The sequence below is a fragment of the Mesonia algae genome, from assembly GCF_003253545.1.
Lineage (GTDB): Bacteria > Bacteroidota > Bacteroidia > Flavobacteriales > Flavobacteriaceae > Mesonia > Mesonia algae.
On the sequence record NZ_QKYV01000003.1, the window covers coordinates 323,046 to 345,386 of the forward strand.

At 34.9% G+C, this 22,341-nt stretch carries 16 protein-coding genes; 1 reads left to right on the plus strand and 15 read right to left on the minus strand.

Going from position 1 to position 22,341, the window contains the following annotated elements; all coding sequences use genetic code 11:
- Window positions 1-45: 45 nt before the first annotated feature.
- The 14 genes from ruvA to LX95_RS06940 all read right to left on the minus strand — a co-directional run bounded on the left by ruvA (window position 46) and on the right by LX95_RS06940 (window position 18,836).
- Entirely contained in the window at window positions 46-627 is a 582-nt protein-coding gene (gene ruvA, locus LX95_RS06875; protein WP_111540703.1) for a Holliday junction branch migration protein RuvA, read from the minus strand.
- 84 nt (window positions 628-711) lie between these two features.
- Window positions 712-3,015: an NADP-dependent malic enzyme gene (locus LX95_RS06880; RefSeq protein WP_111540704.1), complete on the minus strand. Its 2,304-nt coding sequence runs from the start codon at window positions 3,013-3,015 to the stop codon at window positions 712-714.
- A gap of 53 nt (window positions 3,016-3,068) precedes the next feature.
- Window positions 3,069-3,995, minus strand: a complete 927-nt coding sequence (gene queG, locus LX95_RS06885; protein ID WP_111540705.1) for a tRNA epoxyqueuosine(34) reductase QueG — start codon at window positions 3,993-3,995, stop codon at window positions 3,069-3,071.
- A gap of 54 nt (window positions 3,996-4,049) precedes the next feature.
- Window positions 4,050-5,072: a Holliday junction branch migration DNA helicase RuvB gene (gene ruvB, locus LX95_RS06890; protein WP_111540706.1), complete on the minus strand. Its 1,023-nt coding sequence runs from the start codon at window positions 5,070-5,072 to the stop codon at window positions 4,050-4,052.
- Between the two features lie 71 nt (window positions 5,073-5,143).
- Entirely contained in the window at window positions 5,144-5,899 is a 756-nt protein-coding gene (locus tag LX95_RS06895) for a helix-turn-helix domain-containing protein (protein WP_146240756.1), read from the minus strand.
- Window positions 5,900-5,937: 38 nt separating this feature from the next.
- Window positions 5,938-7,083 (minus strand): MFS transporter, encoded by a 1,146-nt coding sequence (locus LX95_RS06900; protein WP_111540708.1) that lies wholly within the window; start codon window positions 7,081-7,083, stop codon window positions 5,938-5,940.
- Between the two features lie 134 nt (window positions 7,084-7,217).
- On the minus strand, window positions 7,218-9,053 hold the full coding sequence (locus tag LX95_RS06905) for a cytochrome c oxidase subunit I (RefSeq protein ID WP_111540709.1): 1,836 nt from the start codon (window positions 9,051-9,053) through the stop codon (window positions 7,218-7,220).
- 26 nt (window positions 9,054-9,079) lie between these two features.
- Window positions 9,080-10,162, minus strand: coding sequence for a cytochrome c oxidase subunit II (locus tag LX95_RS06910; RefSeq protein ID WP_111540710.1), 1,083 nt, complete (start codon window positions 10,160-10,162; stop codon window positions 9,080-9,082).
- 29 nt (window positions 10,163-10,191) lie between these two features.
- Complete coding sequence (locus tag LX95_RS06915; RefSeq protein WP_111540711.1) at window positions 10,192-11,553, minus strand: quinol:cytochrome C oxidoreductase; 1,362 nt, start codon at window positions 11,551-11,553, stop codon at window positions 10,192-10,194.
- Between the two features lie 31 nt (window positions 11,554-11,584).
- Window positions 11,585-12,298: a c-type cytochrome gene (locus tag LX95_RS06920; protein WP_111540712.1), complete on the minus strand. Its 714-nt coding sequence runs from the start codon at window positions 12,296-12,298 to the stop codon at window positions 11,585-11,587.
- Window positions 12,299-12,302: 4 nt separating this feature from the next.
- Window positions 12,303-12,827, minus strand: a complete 525-nt coding sequence (locus tag LX95_RS06925; RefSeq protein ID WP_111540713.1) for a DUF3341 domain-containing protein — start codon at window positions 12,825-12,827, stop codon at window positions 12,303-12,305.
- A gap of 10 nt (window positions 12,828-12,837) precedes the next feature.
- Entirely contained in the window at window positions 12,838-14,334 is a 1,497-nt protein-coding gene (gene nrfD, locus LX95_RS06930) for an NrfD/PsrC family molybdoenzyme membrane anchor subunit (RefSeq protein ID WP_245924734.1), read from the minus strand.
- Window positions 14,335-14,370: 36 nt separating this feature from the next.
- Window positions 14,371-17,451 carry a TAT-variant-translocated molybdopterin oxidoreductase gene (locus LX95_RS06935; protein WP_111540714.1) on the minus strand — a complete coding sequence of 1,027 codons (3,081 nt, stop codon included), beginning with the start codon at window positions 17,449-17,451 and terminating at the stop codon, window positions 14,371-14,373.
- Window positions 17,452-17,483: 32 nt separating this feature from the next.
- Window positions 17,484-18,836, minus strand: a complete 1,353-nt coding sequence (locus tag LX95_RS06940; RefSeq protein ID WP_111540715.1) for a cytochrome c3 family protein — start codon at window positions 18,834-18,836, stop codon at window positions 17,484-17,486.
- 224 nt (window positions 18,837-19,060) lie between these two features.
- On the opposite strand from LX95_RS06940, the gene LX95_RS06945 reads away from it, so the two are divergent.
- Window positions 19,061-19,450, plus strand: coding sequence for an SPOR domain-containing protein (locus LX95_RS06945; protein ID WP_111540716.1), 390 nt, complete (start codon window positions 19,061-19,063; stop codon window positions 19,448-19,450).
- Window positions 19,451-19,588: 138 nt separating this feature from the next.
- On the opposite strand, the gene infB is transcribed toward LX95_RS06945, so the two are convergent.
- The gene (infB, locus tag LX95_RS06950; RefSeq protein WP_111540717.1) at window positions 19,589-22,318 is read right to left on the minus strand and encodes a translation initiation factor IF-2; all 2,730 of its coding nucleotides are present in this window, start codon (window positions 22,316-22,318) and stop codon (window positions 19,589-19,591) included.
- Window positions 22,319-22,341 lie beyond the last annotated feature (23 nt).

Genomic DNA, 22,341 nt, shown 5'->3' on the forward strand with positions numbered 1-22,341 from the left:
ACTTTTATATCCTTTAGTAAAGTAGTAAATGTTTTTCAATTTATATTAAAGGTTTTTTAAAGCAAGCTTAATTATCGTTTCTACAGAAGCACTTTCATCATTTCTAATGATTCTTGAGACCACTTTTTCAGATTGTTTTCTCGTGTAACCAAGTGTTTCTAATGCTGATAACGCTTCATCTTTATGGCTATTGCGTTGAAGAGTAGAAATTTGTCCTGATGAATCAATTTCTCCCAACTTATCTTTTAAATCTATAATTACTCTTTGAGCTGTTTTTGCTCCAATTCCTTTAACGCTTTGAATCTCTGGTACATTCTCTGTAGTGATGGCTTCAATAATTTGCCCTGGACTCAATGAAGAAAGCATCGTCCTTGCGATACTTGCCCCAATCCCTGAAACAGAAATAAGTTTTTTAAAAATTTCTCTTTCAGATTTTTCCATAAAACCAAATAATGTATGCGCATCTTCTCTTACTTGTAAAAAAGTATAGATGAGTATATTTTCATTTTCTGGCAACAGGGAATATGTATGCAATGATATATTTAAAAAATACCCAACTCCTCCACATTCTACAGTGACATCTGTAGGATTTTTTTGTGTCATTTTCCCTTTAAGGTATTCTATCATAAGTTAAGCAAACGTTAAAGCTTCAAATGTAGGAAATTTATTAAGATAGCAAAACCCTAATTTCTTAGTTTAACAGTCAAAATACTAAATACTTAATGCTGCTTGTCTTTTTTTCTCTTTTTCTTGTGCATCTACTACAGCAACAGCTGTCATATTTACCATTTCTTCTACACTAGCTCCCAATTGTAAAACATGCGCTGGCTTATTTAATCCCATCATAATTGGTCCGATAGAATCAGTTTTATTAAGCTCTTTAATTAGTTTATAATTTGAATTGGCAGAATCTAAATTTGGGAATATTAATGAGTTTACTTTTCTTCCTGCTAATTTTGAAAAAGGGAATTTGCTTTGTAGCATTTCTTTATTGAGTGCAAAATCTACTTGCAACTCTCCATCTACCAATAAATCTGGACTTTTCTCATGAAGTATTTGAACAGCATCTTTTACTTTTCTAGCCTCTGGATGTTTAGATGAACCATAATTGGCATATGAAATCATTGCCATAACAGGCTCCATTCCAAACATTTTTACAATATAGCTTGTCATTTTTGCAATACGTGCTAAATCTTCTGCATTAGGATTTATATTTATAGAGGTATCACTAATAAAAATTGGTCCCCTAGAAGTATTCATAAGGTTGGTCGCCGCAATTCTAGAGACTCCTTTTGCCATACCAATTAAGTCTAAAATTGGCTTAACTACGGTAGGATAAGATCTAGAATACCCAGATAATAAGGCATCAGCATCACCTTCATTCACCATCATGGCCGCAAAATAGTTACGCTCTCTTAATAGTTTTTGCGCTTCATAAAGGGTGATTCCTTGACGCTGAGCACTTTTCCAATATTTTTCCGCGTAAGCGTTAACTTGCTCCTTTTGCTCGTCAGATTTTGGATCGATAATTATCACGTCATCAGTATTCTCGAACTCAATTTCTTGCATGAGTTCTAAAATAACCTCTCTTCTTCCTAACAGAATAGGTTGACATACTCTTTCATCCCTACTAATTTGAGCTGCTTTAAGCACATCTAAATGATCGGCTTCGGCATAAACGACCCTTTTCGGATTCATTTTTGCTCTATTTAATAGTAAACGAGTGATTTTATTATCTCCTCCTAAGCGCTCATATAGATCGTCTTCATAACGTTGCCAGTCATAAATTGGTTCTTTTGCTACACCACTCTCCATTGCTGCTCGTGCAACTGCTGGAGGCACTTGAGTTAACAATCTAGGATCAAAAGGTTTGGGTATAATATAATCTTTCCCAAAATTAAGCTTCGTTTCCCCGTAGGCAATATTCACTTGTTCAGGAACCGGCTCTTTTGCCAAATTAGCTAGAGCTTTAACCGCTGCCATTTTCATTTCTTCATTAATCTTGCTCGCTCTAACATCTAAAGCTCCTCTAAAAATGAATGGAAAACCAAGTACATTATTTACCTGATTAGGATTATCACTTCTTCCCGTCGCCATGATAATATCCTTTCTTGTTTTTACTGCAAGATCGTAATCAATTTCTGGAACAGGATTGGCCATTGCAAAAACGATAGGGTTACTATTCATTTGCAATAACATTTTTGGAGTGATGATATTTCCTACAGAAAGCCCTAAGAATACATCGGCACCAACTAGAGCTTCCTCAAGAGTGAGATTTTCTTGTGCATTAGAAAATTCCATTTGCATGCTCGATAAGTCTGTTCTATTTTTATGTAGAACTCCATCCACATCGAACATCGTAACGTTCTCTTTTTTAACCCCTAATAAAGAATATAATTTTATACACGCCATTGCTGCAGAACCTGCACCAGAAACAACAATTTTTATTTCTGAAATCTCTTTTTCAGCAATTTCTAAGGCGTTTAATAAAGCCGCAGAAGAAATAATTGCCGTACCGTGTTGATCATCGTGCATCACCGGAATATCTAGCTCTTCTACAAGCCTTCTTTCAATCTCAAAAGCTTCTGGGGCTTTGATATCTTCTAAATTTATTCCTCCAAAGGTAGGAGCTATATTCTTGACGGTTTCAATAAATGACTCTACATCTTTAGTGTCTACCTCAATATCAAAAACATCTATATCTGCAAAAATTTTAAATAATAAACCTTTCCCTTCCATTACAGGTTTTGAAGCTAAAGGTCCTATATCACCCAAACCTAAAACAGCTGTACCGTTAGAAATTACAGCTACAAGATTTCCCTTTGCTGTGTATTTATAGGCATTATCTATATCTTTTGCAATCTCTAAACAAGGTTCTGCAACTCCTGGAGAATAGGCTAAAGATAAATCTCTTTGGGTAGAATATTTTTTGGTTGGTATAACCTCTATTTTACCCGGCTTAGGTTTTGCGTGATAAACTAAAGCTTCTCTTCTTTTGCGTTCGTTGCTGCTCATCTTGTTATATTTTGAGGATTAACAAAGGTAAACATCCATTTAGAATAGAGAAATTAAGTTTCTAAAAAATTAATATTGCGCTTTAGACCGTCGTATTTAGTTCTTTTTACGGCAGACTTTTTAAAAATTTCTTGAAAGGTTTCTTTAGTAATTTCCTCCCAATCATCTTTTGTCATTTGCAATAAATCTGGATGCGGATTGAAGAGTGGCTCATTGTGAGGTTTTGAAAATCGATTCCAAGGACAAACATCTTGGCAAATATCACAACCAAACATCCAATCTTCAAATTTCCCTTTTTCAGACTCGGGTATGCTTTCTTTGAGCTCGATGGTATAATATGAAATGCACTTGCTCCCATCCACTTTATAAGGTTCATAGATAGCATCTGTAGGGCAAGCGTCTATACAAGCTGTACAGCTTCCGCAGTGATCTGTCACAGGAGTATCATAATCTAATTCTAGGTCGATAATCAATTCAGCAATAAAAAAGAAAGATCCTGTTTTTTTAGAAAGTAAATTTGAATTTTTACCAATCCATCCTAAACCGCTTTTCGCTGCCCAAGCTTTATCTAAGACAGGTGCAGAATCTACAAAAGCCCTTCCACCTACTTCACCTATTTCATCTTTTATAAAGTTAAGTAAATGCTTCAGTTTATCCTTAATTACAAAATGATAATCTTGTCCGTAGGCATATTTACTAACCTTATAGGTATTTTCTGTTTGGAAATTTTGCGGATAATAATTCAGCAATAAAGAAACCACACTTTTAGAATCATCGACCAATAAGGTAGGATCTAATCTTTTGTCAAAATAATTTTCCATATAACCCATCTTGCCATTTCTATTTTCATGGAGCCAATTTTCTAATCTTGGCGCTTCTTCCTCTAGAAATTCGGCTTTACTGATGCCACAAGACATAAAGCCGAGTCTTTTAGCTTCATCTTTTATGAGTTTTGTGTACCTAGAAGTATTATTCAACATTTTTATTTACTGAATTTTACAGAAGCTATATGAATTACTGAAAATGTTATGCCCTTAGAACAACCCGCCTTGTGTATCGTGCCTGGTTTTCCCTAGATGTTTATAAGCCGCAGGAGTTACCTCTCTTCCTCTTGGAGTACGTACAATGAAACCTTGTTGAATTAAAAAAGGTTCGTACACCTCTTCGATAGTTTCAGAGCTTTCACTAACTGCTGTTGAAAGGGTCGTAATTCCTACTGGTCCACCTTTAAATTTATCTATAATCGTAGATAGAATCTTGTTATCCATATCATCTAAACCATGGGCGTCTACGTTAAGCGCATTCAATCCATATTTAGATATTTCGATATCTATTTTTCCATTTCCTTTTATCTGAGCAAAATCTCTAATTCTTCTTAAAAGAGCATTAGCAATTCTTGGAGTTCCCCTACTTCTACCTGCGATTTCTATTGCAGCATCTATACTTATAGGCACATTTAAAATTTCGGCGCTTCTTTGTACTATATTAGAAAGTAGCTCTGTCGAATAGTATTCTAATCTACTAGATATTCCGAATCTGGCACGCATAGGCGCTGTTAAAAGACCCGATCTGGTTGTAGCTCCAACTAAGGTAAACGGATTTAAATTAATTTGTACTGAACGTGCATTTGGTCCAGACTCAATCATAATATCAATTCTAAAATCCTCCATAGCAGAATAGAGATACTCTTCTACAATAGGACTTAATCTGTGTATCTCGTCTATAAACAAGACGTCTCTTTCTTCTAGATTGGTTAATAGACCAGCAAGATCACCAGGCTTATCTAAAACGGGCCCAGATGTAATTTTGATACCTACGTTAAGTTCATTCGCTAATATGTGTGCTAAAGTAGTTTTCCCTAAGCCCGGAGGACCGTGAAATAAGGTATGATCTAATGCTTCTCCCCTTAAATTAGCCGCCTGCACAAAGACTTGAAGGTTCTCAAGCACCTTTTGCTGACCTGCAAAATCATCAAAAGAAAGAGGTCTTAAAGCTCTTTCTATGTCAAACTCTTCTGGAGTAAAATTTTCTCCGCTAGCATCTAGATTTTCATTCATAAAACAAATATAGGAAAGCTATAATTCAATTAGTGTTCTCAAAAACACTTTTCAGAAATAATCAACAATTTTTAATTTTTCTTGGTAAATAATGCAGGACTGACTCCTTCATAACGTTTAAAAAACCTAGAAAATGCACTTACTGAATTAAAATTATATTCAAAAGCGATTTGTTTAATTGTAGACTCTCTTTTTAACAGGTCTCTTTTTATTTCAGTAATTTGACGCTGAGCAATTAATTGTTTTGCAGTAAAACCTAGTTTTTCTTTCAATATTTGATTTAAACGCTTGTCACTAATTTTAATTTTTTTAGCGTAAAATATAGTATCCACTTCTTGTTTAAAATACTGTTCCATCAAATTTAAAAATTGATAAACTCTTGTTTGGTTAATTTCTTTAGGAAGAAATTCTTTTTCTTTAATTCTGATAAGAAAAAGCAATACTATTTTTAAAAGAGATTTTATAATTAAATAAGAAGCAGTTTCTTTGGCATATTCAACTCTAAAAAAATCTAAAATAGACTTTATTTCTTCTTGTTGACTCGTAGATAATGATAATTCATTATTCTTACTAAGATTAAAGAGGTTTAAAATATCTAGTGCAAACTCCACATCGTCTTCTTCTATAAGCTCTCTTTGAAAGGAAAGTAACAAAGACTCTTGTTTATCAAACGATCTTCTTTTAAAACTTTCATTTAAAGGAATAAATAAAACTTTAGCCTCATGTGTATTAAAGCTGAAGAACAAACGAAATGTATTTTTAAGATGTTCTTTACTGTCAAAACATTCACCTGTGACTAGTGAAATTTTATTTTTCCAATTTTTCACGTTTCTATTTATAATGGTAAACAAATAGAAAAATACAATTAATTATTACGTTTAAAAAAAATATAAAGAAAGATTGCTACTAACAAACTTATAAATGCTGTACAAATAAATATATAGAAAGAGTTTCCAGGTATATACTCAACAAACGTAGCTGCAAACTGACCTGCGAAAACCATCATAGAGAACCTGCCTAAGTTCTTACCTCTACTCATCTCTCCACTATATTCTACCACCAGATGATTTAATAGCGGAACTGTTAACCCAAAACCGATGCCGGTTAATACAACTCCGACATACATTATATAAATTTCTAACGTCACCCCAAATAATAAGTAACCCAAGGCAAAAAACAAAAAACCTATACAAACTGTAATTTTTTCACCTAACTTTTGAGTAATGTTAGGCATTTGACTCGCAGTTAATACAGCGACTAGCGATATGGCAGACATGAAATAGCCTGTTGAAGATTCAGTAAAAGAAAATTGTTTTGGCAGATATGCTGGAAGAGTAACATAAGCTACAAAAAAAATAGCCATAGAGAAAAATGAACCCATAAAAACAGGTTTCATGATTCTTTTTTCAAATCTTTTTTCGTCTGAATCATCATTAGTGTATGTTGACTTATTTTGTTTAATATTAGCTTTAGGCAGACTGCGTAATACCATTATTAGAAACGGTATGGCTAATAAATAAATGTAGAAAGGAAATGTCCAATTGAGTTCTCCTAAGAAACCACCTATTGATAAAAATAAAACACCGCCTAACTCTATTGCCATTCCCTGCCAAGCAATCATTTTCATTCTATCTTTTCCTTCAAAAAGCTGAGCAATAAAAGTGGTAATAGCAACCTGTATTGCTACACAAGCGGCTCCTAAAAGTAATCTATCAACAATAAGCAAATAGTTATTCTTAAGATAAAAACCTATAAATCCTAAAACGGCATAAGGTATTAAACCCCAACAAAGTAATTGAAATGGTCCTAATTTATTGATCAATCTACCAATAATAGGCGAAAAAATTACTACTCCTAATGATGGTAAAGTAACCAATAAGCCAGGAGTAAACTTAAAATCTAGGTTCTCAACAATACTAGGAAGTGCAGGAGCTATAACTGAGCCTACCATAATGGTAAGACTACTTACTAATAATATAGTAACAATACTAAGTTTGGATATATTCTTCATTCTGCAAAATTGAAAAATATATACTTAGTAATATATACTTAATTGCCCATAGGGTTGGCAATTTTGGAAATGTGATTAACTAAAAAAGCCTTTTCTAAAGATAGAAAAGGCTTTGTATTATGTTAAGAGACTAATTAGTGATTAAGCTCTTCTTCATTCTTTTGTAGAGGTACGTTTTGAGGAACAAAATCTTGTCCTGGAATCACGTAATCTGTTTCATCAATATTCATTTTACTGTAATCATAAGACCAACGGTATACTGAAGGAATTTCTCCTGGCCAGTTTCCGTGAACGTGTTCTACAGGAGTAGTCCACTCTAAAGTATTAGATCTCCACGGGTTTTGTGTTGCTCTCTTACCGTAAAAAATAGAAGAAATAAAGTTATAGATAAATACTAATTGTACTACTGCAGTAATGATTGCAAATACAGTAATTAGAACATTTGTATCAGCTAAATCATCAAAATATGGGAAAGCAGTATTTGTATAATAACGTCTTGGTAATCCTGCCAATCCAATAAAGTGCATTGGGAAGAATACTCCATAAGCTCCTATTGCTGTTACCCAGAAGTGAACATAACCTAAGTTTTTATTCATCATTCTTCCAAACATCTTAGGGAACCAGTGGTAAACCCCTGCAAATAATCCGTAAAGTGCAGATATACCCATTACTAAGTGGAAGTGAGCAATTACAAAGTATGTATCATGTACGTTAATATCTAAAGTACTATCTCCTAAGATAATTCCTGTTAAACCTCCTGTAATAAATGTAGAAACAAAACCAATAGAAAACAGCATTCCTGTATTCATTTGTAAGTTTCCTTTCCATAAAGTCGTAATCCAGTTAAAGGCTTTTACTGCTGATGGAATTGCAATTAATAAAGTTGTAAAGGTAAATACAGATCCCAAGAATGGATTCATTCCAGATACAAACATATGGTGACCCCAAACTATAGTAGATAAAAAGGCAATTGCTAATATAGAAGCAACCATCGCCCTATAACCAAAGATTGGTTTTCTAGAATTACTTGCCATAATTTCTGATACTAGACCCATTGCCGGAAGAATTACAATGTAAACTTCTGGGTGACCTAAGAACCAAAATAAATGTTCAAATAATACTGGCGAACCACCTTGATGTGCTAAAACTTCTCCCTTAATGTATATATCACTTAAGAAAAATGAAGTTCCAAAGCTTCGATCCATTATTAACATTAATGCTGCAGACAATAATACTGGAAAAGAAACAACTCCAATAATGGCAGTTACAAATAATGCCCATATAGTTAATGGAAGTCTTGTCATAGACATTCCCTTAGTTCTTAAATTGATTACCGTTACAATATAGTTTAGAGAACCTAAAAGAGATTGTGCGATAAAGAATGCCATAGATATTAACCAAAGTGTCATTCCCATTCCTGAACCAGGAATAGCTTCTGGTAATGCACTTAATGGCGGATAGATTGTCCACCCTGCTGAAGCAGGACCAGACTCCACAAATAATGAGGAAATCATGATTACACTAGAAATGAAAAATATCCAGTAAGAAACCATATTTAAAAATCCAGATGCCATATCTCTGGCACCAATTTGCAATGGAATTAGGAAATTACTAAAGGTACCACTTAAACCAGCAGTTAATACGAAAAATACCATAATAGTACCATGAATGGTAACCAAAGCTAAGTATGCATCTGCATTCATAACTCCATCTGGAGCATATTTTTCACCTAAAAGTAATTCAAATATCGCGAAAGACTGTTCTGGCCATGCAATTTGTATTCTAAATAAAACAGACATAAGAATCCCTAGCGCACCCATGATTAAACCAGTAATCAGGTATTGCTTGGCGATCATTTTATGATCTTGACTAAATATATATTTAGTAATAAAGGTTTCTTTATGATGATGTCCATGATCATCGTGTCCATGATGATCTTGAGCTACTGTTGCGTTTGCTAATGCTGACATATCTATAATATATTACTTTTAAATAATTATTGTTTGTTATTTTCTTCTTGCTTCGCCATAGTTTCTCCAAAACTCTCTTGACCAGCTAACCATTCTTTATAATCTTCTTCGCTTTCTACTACTATTTTCATTTGCATGTTGTAGTGAGAAATACCACAAATCTTATTACATAATAAATAGTACTCAAATTCATAAGGATCTAAAGCCATTTCACCATTAGCGACTAACTCCTTACTGTTTTCTTTACGAATTTGATTGATCTCAGTTACCTTATCAACCATATACTCAGAATTTCTCATTTCTTCAGAAGTAATTGTAGGGGTAAAACCAAATTGAGTAATCATCCCAGGAACAACATTCATTTGTGCTCTAAAGAAAGGAAAGTAAGCAGAGTGTAATACATCTTGAGACCTTAACTTAAATAAAACTTTTTTATCTACAGGAAGGTGAAGTTCGCTAGTTATTTTATCATCCATTGCGTAGCTATCACTTTCATCAATACCTACTGTATTAATGCCTTCAATAAATCTTACATTAGCTTTACCTAGAGTGTTATCTTCTCCAGCGTATCTAGCTTTCCATCCAAACTGGTAGGCATATAATTCAATAACAACAGTATCCTCATCCTCTTCGACATTCATAATTTCCGACCAAGTAAATAACCCATAGATAATTAAACCTGCTAAAACAATTACAGGAATAATTGTCCATATAAACTCTAGTTTATCGTTATCTGCATAAAAGAATGCCTTTTTACCCTTTTCTCCTTTATACTTAAAAGAGAAGTAGTGGAGTAAAAACTGAGTTAAAACTTGCACCACCATGATAAGCCCAATAGAGATGAACATTAAACGGTCATAATCTTCACCGTGTGCCGAAGCAGCTTCTGGTAAATAAAATTTAGAATAGCTCCAAAAATTATAGAGCATAAAAATGTTAAATACAATTAAAAAAGCCAACATCAAGTAACCTTGAATCTTGTTATCCTTATCGGATGCAATAGTTGGATCTTCTGAACTCTGAGACTTAGATAGTTTTAGGATTTTTGACATTTGCCAAAAAGTAATTCCTAAAAGCGCTATAACTATGATGATTAAAAATACAGTCATTTTATAATATCTTCTTTAAACTAATTATCTTAATAATGAAAATGTTGACTCTCCTTAATAAAAGGGTTGCGTTTTGCTAGTAATGGTGCTTTTGTTAAAGCATTAAATACGATAAACATAAATAATCCTCCAAAGAAAAGTATTGCACTTATTTCTGGCACACCGATAAACCAAGATTTACCAACTGTGGCCGGCATAACCATATTGTAAATATCTAAGTAGTGACCAAAAAGAATAACAATACCAGTCATTACTACAAACCAGTTAATTCTTTTATAATCACTATTCATTAACATCAATACAGGGAAAATAAAGTTTAACGCTACCATACCAAAGAAAGGCAAGTTATAGTCTTCTATTCTTGTAATGAAGTAAGTTACTTCTTCTGGAATATTTGAATACCATATCAACATAAACTGTGAAAACCATAGGTAAGTCCAAAAAATACTAATACCAAACATAAATTTAGCTAGATCATGAATATGACTATCGTTTACGTATTCTAAATAGCCTTTAGATTTTAAATACATAGTAACTAAAGCTATTACTGTAATAGCAGATACGAACATACTTGAAAAAACATACCATCCAAATAAAGTACTAAACCAGTGAGGATCTAAACTCATTATCCAATCCCATGACATCATTGATTCTGTCACAATAAAAAATACTAAAAACCCTGCAGATAATTTAAAACTCTTCTTATAAAAACGGTTGTGATCTACTTCGTCGTGTTTTAGTGAGTTTTTTCTAAGGAAATATCTAAAAATATTCCATCCTGCAATATAAATAGCAGCTCTAATTAAAAAGAAAGGAACATTTAAGTAAGAAGACTTGCCTTGAATAAGCTCATCATTAGCCACTACCTCTGGATCCATCCAAATAAATAAATGATTGATATGAAAACCTGAAAGAGCTAATAAGATAAACATAATGATACTTCCAGGCAACAAATAGGCGGTAACCGCTTCCATTACTCTAAATAGAACAGGTGACCATCCTGCTTGAGCAGCGTATTGGATAGCATAAAATGCTAAGGCACCTAAAGCTATCATAAAGAAAAAGAAAGCCGCTACATACGTTGCAGCCCAAGGTTTATTTTGTAGTTGGTGTAATAAATGTTCTGCGTGTGCATCTTCATCGCCGTGAGCAGCTTCACCGTGAGCTTCTTTTACAGGTGCATGAGATTCATCTGCGTGAGTTCCTTCTACATGATGTGTAGCTTGTTCTGCTTCAGCGTGTCCTTCACCATGAGCTTCGTGGGATGCAATAATTTCTTTCACATCTTCTATTGAAGATGGTGCAGATAAAAAGCCATAGATAAGTCCTATTGCTCCAACAATCATTAAGATTATTGCTGTTATTTTTAATTTACCAGATAGCGTGTACATATTAAAATATATAATGCGGTTGATTCTTAATTTATTCTTCGTTTAAGCTACTGCTCTCTTCTGTATTAGCATTCTCATGGCTAGAAGCTGCATCATTTGTCATTTCTTCATCTGCAATTGCCATTTGATTTTCTGAACTACTATCAAATTGCTTTGCTTCATCTTCAGTTAAAGGCTCTCTTTTTGGTTTTCCTTCCAATTGAGCTTTCAAATCCATTACATAATGATCTATTTGCCAACGTTCTTTTTCATTGGTTTGAGCTGCATAAGATCCCATAGTGTTTATACCATAATACATTACCTGATAAACAGAACCTTCAGTAATTGCTCTTCCCGCATCATCATAAGCTGGAATACCAAGTATTTTCTCTCTTTGTGCTAAAGTTCCTTTTCCATCACCTTTATCCCCATGGCAAATTGCACAGTAAATGGTATAAAGCGCTTTTCCTTCATTTACATTATCTTCAGTATAAGGAAGTGGATTTTTTAATTCCGCTTTAGCTAAATCATAACCCTCTGTGGAATTGTCATATTCGTATGGCATCCATCCTCTAGGAATAGTTCCCTCTACAGGTAATTTTGCTTCTTGGCTTCCTTCAAAAACTTCATACTCTCCATAGGTTTCATATCCTACAGATTTATACATGTTAGGAAAGTATTGATAGTTTCTATCTTTTTCATTAAAACAGGATACTGCCAATAAAGACATTAAAGTAACCCCAGCTATTTTAAATAAACTTTTCATAGGTTTATTTGTTTATTAAGTTCACTTCTAAAGCTCCGGTATCGCTTAGAAATTTAGACATATCTTTTACATTATGTTTCCCTACACTAACTTCCATTAAGAAGTGATCATCTGTAGTTCTCACATCTGGATTTTCAGCTTGTTTAAATGGCCATAGTTTACTTCTCATATAAAAAGTAATAACCATAAGGTGAGCAGCAAAAAATACGGTAAGTTCAAACATAATAGGTACGAATGCCGGTAAGTTCTCCAGAAAGCTAAAACTTGGCTTTCCTCCAATATCTTGCGGCCAATCTTGTATCATAATAAAATTCATCATAGAAATAGCTACCGATAAACCAACTAATCCATACAAAAATGAGGTAATTGCTAATCGAGTTGGAGCTAATCCCATTGCCTTATCAAGACCGTGTACAGGAAAAGGTGTATAAACCTCTTCAATGTGGTAGTTGGCCTCTCTTGTTTGCTTTACGGCTTGCATAAGCAAGTCATCGTCCGTATAAATAGCGTGTATAACTTTTGAAGACATTCTTTACTTATTATGAGTTTATATTATTATCTGAGTCTGAATTAGCATCATCTGCTGCGTCTTTTTCATTATCGATATTTGACGCTGGCTTTCTTACAGGCTCATCATATAGTTTTACATGATCTCCATGTTCTGCTCTTAACTGCTTATATTTTGCTCCTGAAGATTTCAGGATTGTTTTTACTTCTGCTTGTGCAATTACAGGGAACGTTCTAGCGTATAATAAGAATAGTACAAAGAAAAACCCAATTGTTCCTATAAAAATACCAATATCTACAAAGGTTGGAGAGAACATTGTCCAAGATGATGGTAAATAATCTCTATGTAAAGAGGTTACGATAATCACAAAACGCTCAAACCACATTCCTATGTTTACTACGATAGAGATAAAGAAAGAGAACATTATACTTCTTCTTAATTTAGGGAACCACATAAATTGAGGTGAGAATACGTTACACGTCATCATACACCAGTATGCCCAAGCATAAGGTCCTGTAGCCCTGTTTAAGAATGCGTACTGCTCAAATTCAACTCCAGAGTACCATGCAATTACCAACTCGGTAATATACGCAACCCCAACAATAGAACCCGTAAGCATAATTACAATGTTCATTAACTCTATATGCTGAACAGTAATGTAGTTTTCTAGATTAGAAACCTTACGCATGATAATCAATAAGGTATTTACCATAGCAAAACCAGAGAAGATCGCTCCCGCAACAAAGTAAGGGGGGAAAATCGTAGTATGCCAACCTGGTATAACCGATGTAGCAAAGTCAAAAGATACAATAGTGTGTACAGAAAGTACTAATGGAGTAGCTAAACCTGCCAATACTAATGACACTTCTTCAAAACGTTGCCAATCTTTAGCTCTTCCAGACCACCCAAAAGAAAGAATAGAATAAATTCTCTTTTGAAAAGGCTTTACAGCTCTATCTCTAATCATTGCAAAATCTGGCAGTAAACCTGTCCACCAGAATACTAATGAAACAGATAAGTAAGTTGAAATTGCAAACACATCCCAAAGTAGTGGAGAGTTAAAGTTTACCCACAATGATCCGAATTGATTAGGAATTGGCAATACCCAATATGCTAACCAAGGACGACCCATGTGAATGATTGGGAACAAACCTGCTTGAACTACAGAGAAGATTGTCATCGCTTCCGCGGAACGGTTAATTGCCATTCTCCATTTTTGACGGAATAACAATAATACGGCAGAAATAAGTGTACCAGCGTGACCAATACCTACCCACCAAACAAAATTGGTAATATCCCAAGCCCAACCTACGGTCTTGTTTAATCCCCAAGTACCAATACCTGTAGACACAGTGTAAGTGATACATCCTAATCCCCAAATAAAAGCTACTAAGGCAATAGAAAATACAATCCACCAAGATTTATTTGCTTTACCTTCAACAGGTGCTGCAACATCTATAGTAACATCATGATAGGATTTATCTCCGGTAACTAAAGGCTTTCTAATAGGTGCTTCGTAATGAGACATAATGCTTTATAATTGATTCTTTTATTAACTCTATTATTATACTTCAGAAGTGTTTCTAACTTTTGTGTGATAGAATACATTAGGTTTCGTACCTACATATTCCAACAAGTGATACATTCTATCATCTTGTTTTTTATCATTCACAACACTTTCTTTATCGTTGATATCTCCAAATTTCATCGCACCAGAACTACATGCATTAGAACAAGCGGTTTGGAATTCTCCATCTTTAATTTCTCTTCCGTCACGTTTAGCATCAAGAATTGTTTTTTGTGTCATTTGAATACACATAGAACATTTTTCCATCACCCCACGAGATCTTACCGTAACATCTGGGTTTAATACCATTCTACCCAAATCATTATTCATATGGTAATCAAACTCGTCATTCTTATTATACAAGAACCAGTTAAAACGACGTACTTTATAAGGACAGTTGTTAGCACAATATCTTGTACCTACACAACGGTTGTAAGCCATATGGTTTTGGCCTTGACGACCGTGAGAAGTTGCCGCTACTGGACAAACAGTTTCACAAGGTGCGTGATTACAGTGCTGACACATTACTGGCTGGAAAACAACCTGAGGATTATCGGAAGCATCTTCTAACTCACCGAATCCAGATAATGAATCACCTAAACCGTCAAAATCATCTTTCTTTTGATTATCTCCTGCGAAAGTCTCTTCAGATGAGTAGTAACGATCAATGCGCAACCAGTGCATATCTCTACTACGTCTTACTTCAGATTTTCCTACAACAGGAACATTATTTTCACTATGACAAGCAATAACACAAGCTCCACAACCCGTACAAGCATTTAAATCTATAGAAAGATTAAAATGATGTCCAATTGTTCTGTCAAATTCATCCCAAAGATCTACCTCTGGAGAAGTCACAGGAACAGGCTCGTGATTTAAAGATACGTGTGGAGTTGAATTCCACTCATGCTTATCTTTAGTATTGAAAATTTCTAACGTTGTTTCCTTTACAACATCCCCTCTACCCATTAAAGTATTATGCAACTGCACACAAGCAAACTCATGCTCACCAGATGCTTTTTCAATGGTAATATTTTGAACGTTATTAAAATCTTTATATAACGGGTAAGCATTAACACCTACCTGCATTTCTTCTTGAATTGCTTCTTTTCTTCCGTAACCTAAAGCTAAACCAACAGAACCTTTAGCTTGCCCTGGCTGAATGATCACAGGAACATTCTTAAGCTCAGTTTTACCTAATTTAACAGTAACATAGCTACCATTTAAACCACCATTAGCAACGTGTTTATTCTCTAAATCCATTGCCTCAGCATCAGCTTTAGAAACCGTTAAGTAATTATCCCAAGAAGCTCGAGTAATAGGATCTGGCAATTCTTGCAACCAAGGGTTATTAGCCTGCTCTCCATCTCCAAGAGCAGTCTTAGTATAAAGCGTCAACTCTAAACCTTTTCCTTTTTCAGACTGAGATAATTTTCTCGCTGAAGCGGAAGCAGATACACTTGCACCCAAAAATTCAGCATCAGATCCCTGAGAAAGCGTAGAATTCGACTCAAAAACTCCATCATGTAATGCAGTTGACCAAGAAGACGAATCTAACTTTCCTTTCCAAGTCTCTTTAATATACTCATAGTAAGACTTATCACTACCTGTCCATTTCAATAAACAATCTTGAAATTGACGTGTATCAAATAACGGCTTAATCGTAGGCTGCATTAAACTAAAGTAATTCTTAGTTAACTGTACATCACCCCAACTTTCTAAGTAATGAGGCGTAGCAGCAACAAAATCACATAATTTAGCAGTCTCATCCATTTTAGAAGAGAAAGCTACTTTTACATCTACGTTTTTAAGCGCCTTCACAAACACATCTGCGTTTGGTAAGCTATAAGCAGGATTTACTCCTGCAGTCATAACAGCACCTACAGCACCATTATTCATTTTATTTACTAAATCAAGAACCTCCTTAGCATTACCTTGACGAATCATTCTAGGATTAGCAGTATCCATTACCGCACTACCTAACTGTTCGTTTATTGCCATTACTAAATTTTGAGCATCCTCATCTTCGATTCCAGAAACCACTACCGCTCCAGACCCAGCTCTTCTTAATTGTTCTTTAGCTTTTACAACAGCATCATCTAGTTTAGCAGATAAATTACTTGAAGGATTCCCCGAAACATATCCGTAAAGCGCAGCTAGAATCATTTTTTGCTCAGAAGGAGTTACAGGAACACGCTTATCTGCATTTGCACCCGTCATAGACATATTAGATTCAAACTGAATATGACGCGACATTTTTCCATTCTTTGGAATTCTTCCTTGAGCATATCCAGAATCGTATCCCCCACCTTGCCAATCTCCTAAGAAATCTGCTCCAATAGAAACAATTGTTTCTGCTTTAGAAAAATCATAATTAGGAAGCGCTCTGAAACCATACTTTGCCTCAAACGCATTTAACGCAGCGTTTTCAGAAACAGTATCATATACTACGTGACGAACATTCGAAAATTTCGCCTTAAACTCTTTAATCAATTCAGTAGTAGAAGGACTAGCAAAAGTTTGCGTCATTAACACAATTTCTTTTCCTCCTAAACCATTTAATTTTTCACTTAACTCCTTATCAAACCTTTCCCAAGAAACATCTTCCCCTTTAATAGAAGGTCTTTTAACCCTTTTATTATCATATAATGACAATACAGAAGCATGAACTCTAGCATTTGCGCCAGAATTAACCTTACCAAGAGTATTATTTTCTATTTTAATAGGTCTTCCTTCGCGAGTTTTAACTAGCACGCTAGAAAAATCAAAACCATCTGCAATAGTTGTAGCATAATAATTAGCTACACCAGGAACGATACGCTCTGGCTGAACTACGTAAGGTATTGATTTAGTCACAGGACCCTCACAAGCTGCAAGAGACGCAGCCGCTGTACTAAACCCAACAAATTTAAGGAAATCCCTTCTGGAAGTTTTAGAACTTTCTAATGTTTCTTTGTCTCCCAAAAACTCATCTGTAGGAATTTCTTCCACAAATTCATTCTGTTGAAGCGTCTCAACAATAGAACTATCCTCCTTTAGCTCTTCAACACTTTTCCAGTATTTCTTGTTTGATGACATATGATAATATAGATATTAACTTCTTAAAAAAATTAGTAGTGACATTTACCACATTCCAACGCACCCATTTGAGCCGCTGTTAATGTTTCAACACCATATTTCTTAGACAATTCTTCATGAATTTTTTCATAATACTTATTGCCTTCTACTTTTACGTTTGTTTCTCTGTGACAATTAATACACCAACCCATTGTTAATGGCGAATGCTGACGCATAATTTCCATCTCCTCTACAGGACCGTGACATTCTTGACAAGTAATCCCAGCTACAGAAACGTGTTGCGAGTGATTAAAATAAGCAAAGTCTGGCAGGTTATGAATTCTCACCCACTTTACTGGTTTTTGCTCCCCACTATATGATTGAGTCGCAGGATCCCATCCTGTCGCCTCGTAAAGCTTAGCAATCTCACCATCATAAAATTCTTTAGAATAATCTTCAGTAGCAGTTTCTGGCGCTACTTCAGAAATAGATTTATGACAGTTCATACACACATTTAGCGATGGTATTCCAGATGTTTTACTTACTCGAGCAGAAGAGTGACAATATTTACACTCTATCTGATTGTCTCCTGCATGAATTTTATGCGAATAATGTATTGGCTGCACTGGCTGATATCCTTGATCAACACCTACCTGCATCAAATACCCATAAACAAAATACCCACCAGCAAGCAATAAGAATACTGAAGTAACTAAAACTAAAAATTGATTTTCAACAAAAGCTTTCCAAATTGGCTTTCTTTTTTCAGAAACCACTACAGGAACACCATTCGCTTCAGCAAATCGATTTAATGTTTTATTCACCAACACCAACACTGCTACCAATAATAGCAACACAAATGCCAGCACCCCTAATACAATATTAGTCGATACCCCACTTCCAGATCCAGCTGAAGCCTGACCCTCACCTGTAGCTGCCGCTTTAGGTTCTGGTTTTGGCTGCTCCACATAAGCAAGTATGTTATCGATATCAGAATTTGATAACTGAGGAAAAGCATTCATTGGAGTTTCATTGTACTCCTCATAAATTGCCACCGCTGCAGGATCTCCTGCATCGATCATTGCAGCACTATTTTTTATCCATCTATAAAGCCAATCGATTTCATGTCTTTCTGTCACTCCATGCAATGCAGGACCCGTTGCTCTTTTATACGGCTTATGACAAGCAGCACATAAAGAATTAAACAAATCTTTACCCGCAGCAGGATCTCCACCTTGTGAACTCGAAGGTATCGCTTCCGCGGAAGCAGACTCTTCTACACTAGGAGCATCCGTAGCAGCTCCAGAGTCTTCTTGCGAAAACGAAGTTTGAGAGAATGAAAATAATACTACTAACGACAGTAGTAGTGTTCTAGAAATTGAATGGCGTATATTCACCTTTTTCATATTACAGCTGAATTAACATCTTAGTTTGGTATGGTTTTTACAGTGAAGTAGTTAGCTATATTAACATATCTTAACACTCCTAAATCCAAGCACAAAAGTAATACTTATAGATGATTTAAGGAATGTTACAGAACTGTTAATGCTTAATTTATATTACTTCTAAATAATAAATCGAGCTTAACTATAGTTATTTAATCATACTTTTGTAAAAAATAATTTGCATTATGAACAAACACACTTCAGTAATTTATTTATTTTTAAGCATTTGCACGTTAAGCTTAACAAACTTAAATGCACAAGAGAGTAAATCTAAAATAAATACAGATCCACTAGTTCAAGAACTCTTAGTATTAAAATCAAAAATGACCGAGAGCAATGAACTTAATGAGCGTTACAAAATTCAACTATTCTCTGGGTCGACATTAGAGGCTGCCAACAAGATTAGACAAAAATTTAAAATAAAACATCCAGATGAACCTGCTAGTATAGAATACCAAACTCCTAATTACAAAGTTTGGGTAGGTGACTTTAGAGATAGACTTGAGGCAGAAAGGTTATTTATCGCACTTAAAGAAGATTTTAAAAGCTCTTTTGTATTTAAACCCAGACAATAAAATTAATAACACAGAACTATTATATAAAACCCAGCAAGGGTTTTTACTAAAATACCAAAAGAAGAGCTTAGATCTCTTAATTATAAATAAAAAAAGCTGCTCATTAAGAGCAGCTTTTTTTATTTATAATCTTTAAATTTATTTCAGTTTCTTTTTAACTGCAACTTCTTGGAATGCTTCAACAACATCTCCTTCTTTAATATCATTGTAGTTCTTAATTTGAAGTCCACAATCGTAGCCTTTAGAAACTTCTTTCACATCATCCTTAAATCGTTTTAATGAAGATAAGAATCCAGTATAAACTACCACTCCATCACGAATTAATCGAATGTTACTATTTCTATAAATCTTACCATCAGTTACCATACAACCAGCGATGGTTCCGATTTTAGATATCTTAAATGTTTCTCTAATCTCTGCATTACCCGTAATCTCTTCTTTCATCTCTGGAGATAACATACCTTCCATAGCATCTTTAAGATCATTGATAGCATCATAGATAATAGAGTAAGTCCTGATGTCTATTTCTTCCTTATCAGCAACTTGACGTGCATTCCCGGCAGGTCTAACATTAAATCCGATAATAATCGCATCAGAAGCCGAAGCAAGCAACACATCACTTTCAGTAATTGCACCTACTCCCTTATGGATAATATTTACCTGAATCTCTTCTGTAGATAATTTCTGGAAACTATCCGTTAAGGCTTCTACTGAACCATCAACATCACCTTTTAAGATAATATTTAATTCTTTAAAGTCTCCTAACGCAATTCTTCGTCCAATTTCATCTAAAGTAATATGACGTTGAGTTCTTACACTCTGCTCACGTTGTAACTGAGTACGCTTAGATGCAATATCTTTAGCCTCACGCTCATCTTCCATTACAGAGAACTTATCACCAGCTTGCGGAGCACCGTCTAATCCTAATATTGAAACTGGCGTTGAAGGCCCTGCTTCTTTTATTTTATTGCCACGCTCATCGTGCATAGCTTTAATCTTACCACTTGTGGTTCCTGCAAGAACATAATCCCCTATTTTCAATGTACCACTTTGTACTAAAATAGTTGAGATATACCCTCTACCTTTATCTAGATAAGCTTCCACAACAGTACCTGAAGCGTTTCTATCTGGATTTGCTTTAAGCTCTAAGATTTCAGCTTCAAGTAAAACTTTTTCTAATAATTCTTTTACTCCAGCTCCTGTCTTCGCAGAAATATCTTGAGACTGTACTTTACCACCCCAATCTTCTACCAACAAATTCATAGAAGCTAACTTCTCTTTAATTTTCTCTACATTAGCTGTAGGTAAATCTGTTTTGTTAATCGCAAATATAATTGGCACTCCCGCTGCTTGAGCGTGAGAAATAGCTTCTTTTGTTTGTGGCATCACATCATCATCTGCTGCAATTACTACAATAGCAATATCTGTAACCTGAGCTCCACGAGCACGCATCGCCGTAAAGGCTTCGTGTCCTGGTGTATCTAAAAACGCAATTTTATTACCATTCTCTAACTCAACTCCATAAGCTCCAATGTGCTGTGTAATTCCTCCACTTTCACCTGCGATTACATTTTCTTTACGAACATAATCTAACAATGAAGTTTTACCGTGATCTACGTGACCCATTACAGTTACAATAGGCGCTCTTTCAACAAGATCTTCTGGGTTATCTACAACCTCCTCGATTGATTCTTCTAAGTCTGCCGTTACAAAATCAACTTCATATCCAAACTCATCAGCAACAATAGAAAGTGTCTCAGCATCTAGACGCTGATTCATCGTTACCATCATTCCTAATGACATACAAGCAGAAATTACTTTCGTTACTGGCACATCCATCATCGTCGCAACTTCACTTACCGTTACAAACTCAGTAACTTTAAGAGTTTTGTTCTCTTGTTCTTGCTGCGCTTGCTCGTCTTCAGTTTTTTGACGGTGTTGATCTCTTTTATCTCTTCTATATTTCGCTCCTTTACCTTTAGAAGATTTACCTTGAAGTTTCTCTAAAGTTTCACGAATTTGTTTTTGTACTTCTTCTTCTGTAGGTTCCTCTTTAGTAACCTGAGGTCTACGAGCTTTATTGTTTCCACCTTTTTTGAAGGCTCCTCCACCAGTTCTCCTATTACCTCCAGGAGCATTACCACCAGAATCTTTACTAATTCTTCTACGCTTCTTTTTCTTAGCAGCAGCAGCGGCACTAGCTTTAGGATCTTCTTTCTTTTTAGCAGGTTTCTTTTTAAATTGACTTAAATCAATTTTTTCTCCCGTAAAATTAGGTCCGTTAAGTTTCTTATACTGAGTCTCCAAACGTTCTTCTGGAGCTTTCACTTCTTCTTCTTTTTTAGAAGGAGATTCTTTCTTCAACCCAGATTTTGAAGGTGAAGCAGGCTCTTCCTTCTTCTTTTCTTCTTTTTTAGGCTCTTGAGGCTTTTGAGGTTTTTCTTCCTTCTTAGGTTTTGGTTTATTTTTAGATTTATCTTTATCTAAATCTATTTTCCCAACCTGCTTAGGACCACTTAAACTTGCCTTAGCTTTAACTATTCGAGCTTCCTCCTCTTCTCTCTCCTTCTCTTTCAGTCTTCTCTCTTCTAGTTTACGCAATTTTTCCTCTTGCTCTTTTTCTCTTGTCAGTCGAAGCTCCTCCTTTTCTTTCTTTCTCTCTTCACTTACTTCTTTTGAAGCTACTTTTTTACTTTTATCAGTTTGGAACTTCTCAAAAAGCACTTGGTAAACTTCTTCGGAAATTTTTGTAGTAGGACGCGCCTCAATATCATAACCTTTAGAATCTAAAAATTCTACAGCACGGTCTAGTGATATATTGAATTCACGTAGTACTTTGTTTAATCGCATTGTTCTTGCTTCAGCCATAAATTGCCTCTAAATTAACCTCT